Genomic DNA, 12039 nt, shown 5'->3' with positions numbered 1-12039 from the left:
GTCAAATTGGCGCTTTTGTCTATAATGAACCGTGCTTCGTGTGCGGTAAGGCTTAGCTAGCTATACATTAGTCGCTCTCTTTCATCAGCAGCGCACGGGGCTTTCCGCTTCCGCCATAGCGTACCTGCACGATCTCAGCCAGGATGGCCAAGGCGATTTCGGCTGGACTGCGGCCACCCAGATCCAACCCAATTGGCGCATGCACCTGGGTCAACTGCTCTTCGGGGATGCCTTCAGCACGCAGGTGCTTAAAGATGGTGCCCACCTTGCGCAAGCTGCCGATCATGCCAATGTAAGCCGCTGGCGTATGGAGCACCTGACGCAGGGCCTGCTCGTCGGTGATGTGGTCTTCGGTGATCAGCACCACGTACGTCCAGGGGGTAACGGAGGCCGGATCAAACTGGGGCACGGTGGCGCGTTCCGTGCGGACATCCACCACTTGCACGTTGAAGCCAACGAGACGCGCCATCTCGGCCAGAGGCTGGCCAATGTGCCCGCCACCCACGATCAACAGGATAGGGGCTGGCTGATACACTTCGATAAATACTGTAGCTTCGCCGCCGCAGAGCATGCCCACCGCGTCAGGCCCTGCCTCACGTAGTGTATAATGAACTAGGCGCGATTTCCCCTCCCGCAAGGCATTTAATGTTTCCTCGCGGACGCGTTTCTCTAGCGTGCCACCGCCGATGTTGCCCACCATGCTGCCATCAGATCGCACCAGCAATTTAAAACCCACCTGGGCGGGAGAGGCGCCTTTTACTTCGACGACAGTCGCCACAGCCACGGGTTCGCTGCTTTCCAAGCTTTGCTGCAAGGCTCGCAAGATTTCCTTCATTTTCCCCTTTCCTCAGCGTTCTGGCCAGTCAACAGCCGTTGCTGGCTTAGCAATGCTCGATATGGATCCCTCCCAGTCATTCTGAACGCAGTAAGAACCTGCGCGTCACTGGAACGAATTCCGTCCAAGGCGCACAAGACCATTTGGGTGACCTCAGGGCAGGCTCTACGCTGCGCTCACGGTGACACAAGGCTGTTCTGGTTACACGGGATTGTCGTAAGTTCCTTAAGCCTGTAGGCCAGAAGCAATCTCTTTGCGATAAATCAGCCGACAGCCTTGCTGCCGAAAGATGTCCAGGATGAGACCGTAGCAGTCTTCTACGCCTGTTTTGTCTATAGCCTGTATTTCAGGCATTAATTTGAAGATGATCACCGAAGAGCACTGCTCCCTCCAGCCACCTTTAAGCGTGGGAGCAAAGATTTCGATGTCGGTTATATCGCAATCCTTGCCCTCTAGTGCATCGTAAAGCTGTCCCAGGACATTCCGCTCCAAGATGTGCCCACTGGCTTTGATCTTCATTTCATGTCATGCATTGCTCTCTCCTCCTCTGCATTGCAGAACTAGGGCGTTTCCTCACCGATTGCTCGGCTCAAGGTCTCCCAATCCACTCGTAGCACTTCACTGATTTCTGCACAGAGATCGGTCAGATAGGATTGTGCCTGCTTGCGCATCTCGCTATAGGTGATGACCATGGGATGAGCGCGAATTCGATTTTGCACTTGGCGCAGAGGCGTTATTTCGGCCATCGAAATAGCCTGGCCATCCCGCTGTCGCTGTAGCAGTTCTTGTTGCTTCCGGTCCCATTCTGTCAGCAGGCGCTGAGCTTCAGCATCGGCCTCCAGCTGCCCTTGCGCTTTGCGTAGTTCTGCTAATGGAGGTGTTTGCACTAGCCAGGCTGCGAATTCTCTCACGGTCTTTTCTAAGTTTGCATCTAGCATGCTCTATCTCCTGTCATCCGCAGCAGCTTGACTGCTGGGGTGGGAATTCTGTGCCGATGCATTCACTAATGAGCCGTGCGACTTGGCGAAACATTTTCGCCAACTCTTCCTGGCAATGAACATAATCCTGCACAGCGGGTATCTGCATCATGCTCTCGTACAGACGCTGCAGTTCATCCTGGTCGTTTTGGCTGATTGTACCCCACATTTGCATCATTTGCAGATATTGTTGCTTCTCTTGGAAATCCTGTATTGCCCGGAGGGCCACCGCATCCTGGCGCAGTTGTTGGCGGGCCAGGTCAAAGGCTCTATACTCAGGCGTGTACATCAGGGCATTGGTAAAGTCGCGGAACTCTTTTGCCTCTTTAGCTACGGCAGCGGCGGTTATCACCCCTTCGTTACGTGGTTGATTGGTCATTCTCGCTCTCCTTTCCCTCACCTCGACTGCCAATCCGTTCGGGATATCCTTTGCACAGCTTGTCGCCTCGATTTGTGCCGAGATGCTCTCAGTGTTTCATCCATGCCGGATTCCAAGGCTCATCCAACAGTGTTACTTTAGCTTCTTTCACCCCCGGCACAGCGGCTGTAGCTTGCTCCACCTGTGCCGTGAGCATACTGGCAAGAGGGCAGAAGGGCGTGGTTAAAACCATCTTGATCTCTACCTTTCCCTCCTTGTCCAGCACAATCTCGCGGATCATGCCCAGGTCTACCACGCTCATGCCGATCTCCGGGTCCACAACTGGCCGTAATGCTTCTAGAATCATTTGTTCAGTTATCATGTTTTTCTCCTCAATATGCATTTGGAACGCTTGGTTGTCACCGCAGCAACTAGCCATGCGCCACATAGTTGGGCCTCTTCCGGGCATTAGCGCACCTCCTGCTTCAGCGTGCCGAGCAACAACTGCCGCCTGACGGTTTGGTAAAAGCTACCTCACCTGATTTGGCAAAGAAGACCAAGTCGCCGAAGACTTGGCCGGTGTTGTCGCTGCCGCAGCGCGGACATTTGGGGCTCAAGTCCTTCTCTTTCTCCCGAAATGAGGCGCGGATTTCGAAGCGCTCGCCACAATCACCACATTCAAACTCATAGGTTGGCATTCTGTACTTCCTTAACGATTTGGTGGAAGTAAGGCAAAACACCATTTTGCCTTATTTTATTCTAATCATGCTGTCAAATCCAGTCATACTGTGCAATGGCTATCTATTTGGTTTCTGCAGCTCTTTGCCAATTCCCAGCAATTGGGCCAGTCGTTGCCCTGCCTCCGCATGTTCTGAGTCTGATAAGTGAGGGCATTCCGAGAGGTGGCGCCCACCCCACAATAGCTCGAAAGCGAAAGCCATGCAAGTAGCTTCACCACAGGCTTTGCAATTGAGGCGCGGCAGCAATGGGTACACGTCCAACGACCCCAATAGCTTGCGTGCCTCGTAGCAAGGCGCGATCTCCCCTCGCCGGCGCCAAGTGTCATTGCATAGCCCCTGGAACCAGGTCAATTGAGCGATAGCGTCCTCAATACCGTCTATTTTGGCCATGACTGCCACGTGAGGATAGAAGGTGAGAATGCGCCATTCCCTCTTGATGGTGATGATTTGTGCCGCAGGGTTGTACATCAAGTTCGGGATGATGGCATTCAGGTACGGGAAAACGGCGGCAACATTGTCCGAAAACTCGGCAATGATGCGGTTCTTGGTGGGGTCAGCGATGCAGTCCAGGACGTGGGTAATTTTGAAGTTATGTAATAGCACATCATTTTGACTCATGATCGTCTCATGGGATTTCAGAACAGGCGTTTGCCGGGCACCTCTTTGATGCCTGACCCAGGCACCTCGATGAGCACCTTTCAACCGCCTGCTAGCGCCTCGTTTGCTGGGTGCTTGAGATGTTCGTCCAAGAATTGCAGGGCGCCCCTCTCATCACGGTCGAGCAGAACGCGACACAGCTCAAGAAGCTCCTGGTCGCTCAAAGGGACTACCAATGCTTTCTTCATCACCATCCACTTTCTAGTGCTTTGGTCGTCAAGCACTCCATAGGAAATACAATCCGATTAGGACCATGAATGCCCCACTCAATTGCTCAATCCGAGCTGTCCATGCCGACCTCTTAGGCATGAGTTTCGTCCAACCCGCAAAGGTGCCGAGCAAGACGATAGGCACACCACGCCCAGCTCCGTACATCAGGAGCAGGCTCGCGCCGTAGGCTAGCGCACCCTTGGACATGACAAGCGTGAGAATAGCAATCAGCGCAGGCATGGCGCAGCCAGAGGCAACGAAGCCTGAGACCAGGCCGAGCAGTAATGCTCCCATCATACCACGTCGCTTGATCTTTTCGCGCTGTCCGGCACCCCAGTCTGGCAGGGGAAGCGAAACGACTCCCATCCACTGCAAGCCCATGATAATGCACACCGCTGCCATGACATAGTACCACAGGCCACCTGCACCAATAATCCGCCCCACCAGGGCGGCGAGCACTCCCAGAGCTGTGAAGGTAATCGCCAGCCCCAGGGCGAACGCTCCAGAGAGGGTCAGACTGCGCCAACGGCTAATCTGCTTCTGCCCTGCGACGAAGGCGATAACTAGCGGGATCATGGCCATGTTGCATGGCCCAATGCTAGTCAACACCCCCCGGGTAAAGACAATCAGATAAGCCCACAACGAGACATTGGCTACTGCCGAAAAATCCCATTCCATGGCCGTGTTTTCTCCTTATAGCGAGTCCGTCACAATCACCGCTGGTTTCCTAGAAAACAATGATGCTGTAGCCCAGCCAGACGGCCAGCAACGCAAACAGGACGGCTGTCCCCAATTTGACCGCAGCAGCCCTGCGGTTCATCCAATGCAACAGTTGCTGGGAAGTAGTGCCCAAGTACACCAGCAGGAAGACGATGACCAGTGGTAGGATGAACATCACGTTGTACATGAGCAAAGCCAGACCTGCTCGTGCCCGCCACTCTTTCAAGCCCAACACGAAAATGATCGTAGGCAGGTAAACCTGGCCGGTGCAAGCTAGCTCCACGATAGATACCGCTGCTCCCAAAACCAGCGAGGCCAACACAAAGTTCCTTGCTCGCGATCCTTCGCGAATCAAGCGTCTCGACCATCCGCGTAGGTAGTCTGGCAGCTTCAAACTCATATCCTCCAGACGTCCTTCTCGTGCCTTGCGGTAATCGGCAAAACTTCCCCAAGCCAAGCCCAGACACAGCAGCATGGTGAGGCCGTAAACCCATTTGCCAATGACATCAAGCATCGGCAGTGCAGTAAGAAATTGCAGAAGCCCCAACCCCATGGCCAGATAGGCCAGGAAGACGCCGGTAGCAAAAGCAGCTCCGGTAGCCAGCAACTCACGTCCCTGTCGCTTACGTACCGAAAGGTAGGAGATGAGGAAAATCATGGTGGCAAAGGCACAGGGGTTAATGCCATCCAACAGCCCGGCGCCAACTACGGTCAGCAGTCCGAGAGAACGAAAACGCTGCACAATCGCCTCCTCGGCAACTTGTTTGCCTGCTTCCCAGTCGGCCCAGAGCTCCGGTGAACCTGAAGCGAGATACGGCTTGATCAGTTCTTCGAGGGGGCGAGCGCCGATTTGGCTCAGACCAACTAGGTAGTCATCGCCAACAAAAACGGCGGGAGCGACAAGATGCCTCTCTTCTGGCACGCCAGCGCGGAGACAGAGATACTGGTTAAAGGCAGCCTCTTCACGGATGTTCAGCCGGCGCACTTTCACCTGAGGATACCTGCTCGCGACGTATTCGACATCGCGATCTGCCTTTGCGCATAGGTCACAACCCGGTTGGTAGAAGTATACCAGGTATATGGGGGGAGATTCCGCCGAACTTTGGGCAGCGCCAGCTTTGAGGAAACGCAGGTGCATTGCGATGCCGCTATTCCACAGCAGAGCAACGACAAGCAGTATCCCTGCAGTGGCAGCTATGTGGTATAGGACTGTGTATTTCTTATGCCACATTATCTCTACACCCTGTCTAAGCCATTGCTCTGGCGAGCAAGTGAAATAGGAGGCTATCTCGCTCAATGGGCACCGGGCGTTGGCGGCGGGTAGAGCTGGTTATAGCGTGCGACAAGAGCTGCCAACTCCGGATGGTCGGCAATATCTGGTCCAAGAGGTATAATATCCACCCAAGGGTCAACAAGCGTGCCCTCAGCTGTAACTGTTACACCCAACTTGCCCAGCCATTCTCCATCATATCCTGCCTGCACAATGATCGTCGAGCCCACCATTTCAGGCGCTCGGAGAAGCCTCCTTGACCTTCCTCCCACAATCACGTCAATGTCTGGTATGGCTTGAGCTAGAGCCTTGTCTCCTTCTAGGCCTAGATGCGAGAGCACGATGATCACATCGCTGTGCTCTTGCACCTCAGGCAAATATCTCTGCAGGCTCTGTATGGGATCCAGGGCCTTAGCTGTTTGGGCGATGTCTGCCAAATTGACTATCTCCGGTTCACTAACACCGATAATGCCATAGCGCAAGCCGTCTCGTTGCACGATGATATAGGGCGTGAAGAGAGGCTTCTCGCTCTGCGTATCGAGGATGTTGCAAGAGAGGATGGCAAAATTTGCCTCCTTTGCACGCTCCTGGAGCACTTGGATTCCCTGGCTCAATTCCAAGGTGCCCACAGTGAGGGCGTCATATCCCATGGCATTCATCGCTTCCACAATAATGCGCCCCTTGGTTTCAAAAGCCAATCTTTCCCCCAAAAGCGTGTTTCCTGCATCCAACACGAGCACGTGTTCGCCTGCTTGTTCGCGAAGATACTCGATTGCGGTAGCCCGCCGGGCTACTCCACCCATGGGAACTCCTCAGCCGCAGGGGTCTACATAGCCCCGTGTATCGTTGGTATATAGGATAGTAAGCCTCGCTACGCCTTGCAACGGTGGCGTTGGGGTAGGGGGCAACAGTATAGCCTTTGTCGGCGTAGGTGGAACTGTTGTGGGCGACACGGGTTTCGTAGCCGTCGGAAATGCCCTGCTGGGCGCCACCGGGATAATGGTCGGTGCAGGTTGGTTTACAGTGTCCCCCGAGCAGCCGATAAGCAGTATTGCCAGCAGCAGGAAGACGGCAGCCTTTGCTATGGAAATTTGGAAACAGCATCTGTATCTGCGCATGGTTACCGCCTCATTCCTCACTCATTAGTCTAGCCAGTTCAGCACGCAGGTCCTGTTGCTTCATTAAGCCAACAACCCGTTTGACTTGTCCGGAGCGGTCCACGAATAAGGAAGCTGGGATGCTGCCAATGCGCGCGGCGCGGACCAGGTCAGCGTTGGCCGGATCGTCAATGACGATTTCGATGAACACGACAGTGGGCTCGTAGTCGCGTCGCACCATCTGCACCAAGGCTTCCATCATTAGACAGGGCCGGCAAAGGTTGCTGTGGAAAAGGATCATGGCTGGCTTCTTGTGGCGCAGCACCCATTCGATCTGGGTAGCTGGATCTGCTTTGCTCGGAAATGGGTCTGCCTCCTCACTAAGAGGAGATGGCGTTGGTGTCAGTGATGTGGTCGCAGACGCCATCTCTTTAGCAGGCAAGTTGGAAATATTGCTTGTTGTGCCACGAGTTTTTAGTGCCAAAATGGCTACAACCGCAGCAAGCACGAGCAACCCGACCAGCCAGCGATAGAGTGATGAACGCATAGACAATTGTTTCCTTGTTCTTTTATGCCTGCCAACTGGCAGGCGTTTTGTTAGCGCATTCAACCAGAGCAAGGGATTGATTTAGCGCTTCCCAGGCTTGGCACAAACAGGGTCAGGGTATAGGGTATAGTATAAGACTGTCCATCGAGTGTAAGGGATACGGTGGAACTAAATCGTTGTTCCTCCCAGATGATAGTATAGTTGAAGCGCGAGTACGCTCCCGCCACCATTTCCTCCTGCGCGAGATCGGCTTGGATAGCAGCCAATCTATCCTGATACGCCTTCTCAATCTCAAGCGTCAGTTTAGCACGGCACTCTTCCGATATGGCGGTCCCTTGGCCGCTCTCCATTGCTTTAGCTTCGGCCCCTAGAGTGAGGCTTTTCTGCACTTGGGCAACCGTGCTCAAAGCTTGGCGCCGTTCCTCTGTGCCACTGCAGTTATCGAAGTAGTAGGTGTCATTGCGAATGACTTGGCTGACCGGCTCAACGACGGTAACCTGGATAATTTCCTCAGGTGTTGGAGAAGCGCTTGCCATGGCCACGCCTTCTGTGGGCTTGGATACGGCGGCCGGCGTTGCCTGGCTGCTACATGCCCCACAGCCTAGCAAGAGCACTCCTGCCAATAGCAGCAGAGTCAATGTGTGTACCTTTATGAGATTTCCCCTTTCCTTCTGTACAGAATTATAACGCAGCGATGCTGTAGCCCAACCATCCCGCCAGCAGCAAGAAGAGCGCTGCAGTGCCTAGCTTGACTGCTGCGGCTCGTCGCATCATCCAGCGCGTGAGTTGTTGAGAAGTCGTTCCGAAATAGACGAGCAAGAAAACGAAGATCAAAGGTGTGATGAACATCAAGTTGTAGGTAAGCAGCGCGGAAACCGCTCTGGCACGCCATTCCGGCAGACCCAACACGAAAATGATCGTGGGTAGATACACTTGTCCGGTGCAAGCCAGCTCGACAATGGAGACAATAAAACCCAGCACCAAAGAGGCCGCTATGTAATTCCGCGCCCGAGAACCCTCGCGGATTAGGTAGCGTATCCAACCACGCATCCGATCGGGTAACTTTAGACTCATGTCTTCCAGTTGTCCTTGCTTGGCTTTGCGGTAATCGCTGAAGCTACCCCAAGCCAGGCCCAGACAGAGCACCAGTGTGAAGCCGTAGATCCACTTGCCCATTGTACTTAGCACCGGCAGCGAGGTGAGAAACTTGAGCATGCCCAATCCTACCCCGAGGTAGGCGAAAAATACCCCTATTGTGAATGCGGCGCCGGTGGCGATGATCTCGCGCCCTTGTCGCTTGCGCACCGAGAGGTAGGAAACGAGGAAGATCATTGTAGCAAAAGCACAGGGGTTCAGGCCATCTAGCAGTCCCGCTCCGATCACAGTCCACAGGCCCAGCGAACGGAAGCGTTCCAAGATGGTCTTTTCAACGACTTCTTTCTGCGCTTCATAGCCTGTCCAAGGTTCTGGTGCTCCTGTTTCGAGGTAAGGGCGGATCAACTCCTCCATGCTGGATCCGGTGATCTCTGTTCCGACTAAGGCTGAATCCGCGACAAAGAATGCTGGAGCGGTGAGGTGTCGCTCCTCCGGTACTTTGGCCTTGAGACACAGGTACTGGTTCAGTGCCATCTCTTCCTTCACGTTAAAGCGCTGCACTTTTACTTGCGGATATTTGTTTAGGATGTACTGCAGATCATGCTCCTTCCGTTCACAGAGGTCGCAGCCAGGTTGGTAGAACCAAGCGACATAAATGGGTGGTCTTTCGCCTGATACGGGAGTAGCCGTCCATTGCGGTGAGGGTGTCTGCATGGCAGCCATTGCGGTGCGCTGTGCTTCATGGATGGCAGTGCATTCAGTGCACTCTGGCGTGGGGGTGGGGGCTGCAGCCGGTGGTTCGACAGGGAGTTCCACGCCGCCCTGCGCTAGGTAGTAGTCCACACGCTCTTTCAGGCGGGTGCTGATTTCCTCTGGGCCAATCAGGACGTCTTCGCCGACAAAGATCTCGGGAATGCCCGGATTGGTGACGCCAAAGCGCTTCTCCAGGTCAAGCAAGAACTCAAAGTTCGCGGCGTCAGCCATATTGAGTTCATGAGCGACAACGCGTCCCTCGTAAGCAGCAAGCAATGGCTCCAGGACACTCTCATGAATGTCCTGACACACCGGACAATTGGGGTCGTAGAAATAGAACAGATACACCACGCCATCGGCATGAACGCCACTTTCCATCTCAGCAACTAAGATGAGCAGCAGCAAGACGAGCCCTACAGTTTCTATTTTATTACGCAGGATGTATACCCAGTTATGCATTGTCTAGCTCCATTTTTGAGGATATTTTGTATATTGCTGACCTCAACTGTAGCAATGTTCATGGCTTATGCTTGTCTGCCAACCATTCTCTGATGCGTTGTTCGATCTGATCCCGGACTTGCCGGAATTTGTTCAGCTTCTCTTCTTCGCTTCCTTCAAAAGCAGCCGGATCGTCAAATGGCCAGGATAAGCGCTGACCCATACCTGGGAAAATAGGACACCTTTCTTCTGCCTTTGCGCACACCGTGATCAAGTAAGAAAAATGCACCTGCCCCAACCATTGCTGCACGCTTTTGGCATAATGTCCGTCCATAGAGATACCGATTTCTTCCATTACTTGTTTGGCGTATGGGTGGATCGCGGTAGGCTCCAGCCCAGCGCTGTACACCTCAAAACGGTCTCCAGCGTATTTTTTCAGGAAAGCTTCAGCTATCTGGCTGCGTGCTGAATTGTGTGTACAGAGAAACAAAACCTTCGGCTTCATATCCTTTTCCCCTATAGCAGAGTTCCCAACGCACCATTCCATTTAACTCGGCGGATACTGCTTGCGCAGTTCTTTGATAACTATTTTCACTGCCTCTTTGGGCGGATGGGAAATAGCGCCCGCCTCGCACACGTACTTACAACTTTGGCAAAACACCACACATTCGTAGGGATTAGCCACAATGGGCCGAACCGTGTCCATGTCAAATACGTTGTGCTTACAAGCTTTGACACAACTCATGCATCCGATGCAACGCTCTTCATCAATGATTGGATACCACGGAATCAACGTGCGTGGTATACCCAGATGCTGTTTTGGTACTCCCGTGCGTTTTCAATACCTCCTTCGCTGTCCTAATAATGATCCACGTGCATGTCGCACTATGTAACCTATCTCTGCATGTATTGAGCCTGGCGAGCACTCTGTCAAATTGCTGCTCACTCCAGTTATGGTTTGGTAAAGAGCTAACGCCCCATCGTGCGCAGGATGGAGCGCGGCGGAAAGGTAATGGCGTGGTGCGGGCAAAGGCGTGCACAGGCATCGCAGCCTACAACGCAATTCAAAGGCTGCACGACATACACCACCCCACTGTCCCGCTTGGCGTATACCCCACTGCTGCAGAACTGCAGGCATTTGTCGCAGCCATCGCAGAGCGTTTCATCTATCATAGGAAACCATGGCACTTGCGGACGTGGCGCACCGCGCTTGGTTGTTGGGGCCTGGCCAGTACGCTTTTGTTCGTAATAGCTGCGGTACTCCCGCAGCAACGCTGCTGCAAAGTCTCGCTCTGCAGATGCAGGGATATAATTATGCTTCCGTGCCCCTGCGACCAGTTCTGCTCCAAGTTCTTCATTGGGCAGCTTATCCGCCTGATACAGCGACTCGAAAAGTTCATCCAGCCCTACCATGCCGGTCGGAAAACGTCCCACAATGATCTGGCGATAACTCAGTTCCTTTTTGTCAAGCATCTCCTCTGCTCTTATGCTAAGTTGTGATTCCTGCGGCTTCGAGCATTTGCAGCAGCCGCGTGCGTTGTGAACGGTATTCATCTTCAAAAAGCGGCGCACAGGCGGATATTGCCGCCTGTCCTGCCACTAGTTTCAAAGCAAATGTGAAACACGTCGGTTGCCCGCAGGCTTTGCAATTTGACCCGGGCAGCAGTTTATAGACATCGAGCGCTTTGAGTGGTTCGCGCTTCACCAGACTAGGCTGAATGCGCTCCCGCTGTTCCCAGGTCTCGTTGATCAAATCCACCATGCGTCTGACCATCGCTTCAGCCTCGGCACGATCCTGCAGGTTGCTCACAGCGATCTCATGGGGACGGATGGAGATAGCGCGTCCGCCCATACGCCAGGTCAATACCTGCGCCTTGTGATCATAAATGGCGCCGCTCAGCTTGGCGTTCAGATAGGGCAGCACTTCTGCAATGTCGGTGTCAACCTGTGCAAAAGCGCTCCAGCGCTCACTGCCTGGATCACATGGCGGTGATTCCAATCTGAGTTCATACCGTTCAATTAGCATCACAATCCCCTAATCAATGGACAAATCCCAATGACCACATCCCAGCGAACCAGAGCGAGACCTGGGAATTGCTTATTCTCCCTTGCCTGCTGCTGGCTCCAAGTATATCCAGAAGCGCCCATAGCTTGAAATGGCAACTAATAGCTTCGATTGGCGCGGTTTTAGGCTCTCCCAGATGTCCTTGGAGATGTAGATCGTCAAATCATCCGCCTGTAGCCGGGCAAAGTCCTCTGGACGCTCGGGTTCGCCCACCCGACCGGATGGGCCCTTATATGCGGTTCATCAATCCACCACAATGTCACGTGAGATCGTGAGG

General features: G+C 53.8%; 19 protein-coding genes. All 19 read right to left on the bottom strand.

All coding sequences use genetic code 11. The features are described 5' to 3' along the window. Positions 1-67 precede the first annotated feature (67 nt). Complete coding sequence (locus H5T67_00455; GenBank protein ID MBC7243790.1) at positions 68-835, bottom strand: XdhC family protein; 768 nt, start codon at positions 833-835, stop codon at positions 68-70. 225 nt (positions 836-1060) lie between these two features. Beyond that, a complete protein-coding gene (locus H5T67_00450; GenBank protein MBC7243789.1) occupies positions 1061-1354 on the bottom strand; it encodes a hypothetical protein in 294 nt (97 codons plus the stop codon). 41 nt (positions 1355-1395) lie between these two features. Next, positions 1396-1773, bottom strand: a complete 378-nt coding sequence (locus tag H5T67_00445; protein MBC7243788.1) for a YlbF family regulator — start codon at positions 1771-1773, stop codon at positions 1396-1398. A gap of 13 nt (positions 1774-1786) precedes the next feature. Then, a complete protein-coding gene (locus H5T67_00440) occupies positions 1787-2191 on the bottom strand; it encodes a YlbF family regulator (GenBank protein ID MBC7243787.1) in 405 nt (134 codons plus the stop codon). Positions 2192-2279: 88 nt separating this feature from the next. Beyond that, a complete protein-coding gene (locus H5T67_00435) occupies positions 2280-2552 on the bottom strand; it encodes a metal-sulfur cluster assembly factor (protein ID MBC7243786.1) in 273 nt (90 codons plus the stop codon). A gap of 103 nt (positions 2553-2655) precedes the next feature. Next, entirely contained in the window at positions 2656-2868 is a 213-nt protein-coding gene (locus H5T67_00430; protein MBC7243785.1) for a zinc ribbon domain-containing protein, read from the bottom strand. A 99-nt stretch (positions 2869-2967) separates the two neighbouring features. Then, a complete protein-coding gene (locus tag H5T67_00425) occupies positions 2968-3528 on the bottom strand; it encodes a hypothetical protein (GenBank protein MBC7243784.1) in 561 nt (186 codons plus the stop codon). 80 nt (positions 3529-3608) lie between these two features. Further along, a complete protein-coding gene (locus H5T67_00420) occupies positions 3609-3755 on the bottom strand; it encodes a hypothetical protein (GenBank protein ID MBC7243783.1) in 147 nt (48 codons plus the stop codon). 28 nt (positions 3756-3783) lie between these two features. Then, positions 3784-4455 carry a cytochrome c biogenesis protein CcdA gene (locus tag H5T67_00415; GenBank protein ID MBC7243782.1) on the bottom strand — a complete coding sequence of 224 codons (672 nt, stop codon included), beginning with the start codon at positions 4453-4455 and terminating at the stop codon, positions 3784-3786. A gap of 49 nt (positions 4456-4504) precedes the next feature. Continuing rightward, the gene (locus tag H5T67_00410; protein ID MBC7243781.1) at positions 4505-5728 is read right to left on the bottom strand and encodes a hypothetical protein; all 1224 of its coding nucleotides are present in this window, start codon (positions 5726-5728) and stop codon (positions 4505-4507) included. A gap of 62 nt (positions 5729-5790) precedes the next feature. Next, positions 5791-6570, bottom strand: coding sequence for a bifunctional metallophosphatase/5'-nucleotidase (locus tag H5T67_00405; protein MBC7243780.1), 780 nt, complete (start codon positions 6568-6570; stop codon positions 5791-5793). A 9-nt stretch (positions 6571-6579) separates the two neighbouring features. Next, positions 6580-6885 (bottom strand): hypothetical protein, encoded by a 306-nt coding sequence (locus H5T67_00400; GenBank protein MBC7243779.1) that lies wholly within the window; start codon positions 6883-6885, stop codon positions 6580-6582. 10 nt (positions 6886-6895) lie between these two features. Beyond that, complete coding sequence (locus H5T67_00395) at positions 6896-7411, bottom strand: hypothetical protein (protein ID MBC7243778.1); 516 nt, start codon at positions 7409-7411, stop codon at positions 6896-6898. A gap of 59 nt (positions 7412-7470) precedes the next feature. Continuing rightward, entirely contained in the window at positions 7471-8049 is a 579-nt protein-coding gene (locus H5T67_00390; GenBank protein MBC7243777.1) for a hypothetical protein, read from the bottom strand. A 43-nt stretch (positions 8050-8092) separates the two neighbouring features. Next, complete coding sequence (locus tag H5T67_00385) at positions 8093-9718, bottom strand: hypothetical protein (GenBank protein MBC7243776.1); 1626 nt, start codon at positions 9716-9718, stop codon at positions 8093-8095. A 58-nt stretch (positions 9719-9776) separates the two neighbouring features. Then, positions 9777-10202, bottom strand: a complete 426-nt coding sequence (locus tag H5T67_00380; GenBank protein MBC7243775.1) for an arsenate reductase ArsC — start codon at positions 10200-10202, stop codon at positions 9777-9779. A 42-nt stretch (positions 10203-10244) separates the two neighbouring features. Further along, a complete protein-coding gene (locus tag H5T67_00375) occupies positions 10245-10508 on the bottom strand; it encodes a ferredoxin family protein (GenBank protein MBC7243774.1) in 264 nt (87 codons plus the stop codon). A gap of 158 nt (positions 10509-10666) precedes the next feature. After that, the gene (locus H5T67_00370; GenBank protein ID MBC7243773.1) at positions 10667-10870 is read right to left on the bottom strand and encodes a hypothetical protein; all 204 of its coding nucleotides are present in this window, start codon (positions 10868-10870) and stop codon (positions 10667-10669) included. 316 nt (positions 10871-11186) lie between these two features. After that, the gene (locus H5T67_00365) at positions 11187-11723 is read right to left on the bottom strand and encodes a Fe-S cluster protein (protein ID MBC7243772.1); all 537 of its coding nucleotides are present in this window, start codon (positions 11721-11723) and stop codon (positions 11187-11189) included. Between the last annotated feature and the right edge of the window lie 316 nt (positions 11724-12039).

The organism is Chloroflexota bacterium (assembly GCA_014360905.1).
In the GTDB taxonomy this organism is placed as follows: domain Bacteria; phylum Chloroflexota; class Anaerolineae; order UBA2200; family UBA2200; genus JACIWX01.
Note: the sequence above shows the minus strand (reverse complement) of the source record. Positions and strands in the feature narration are given on the sequence as shown.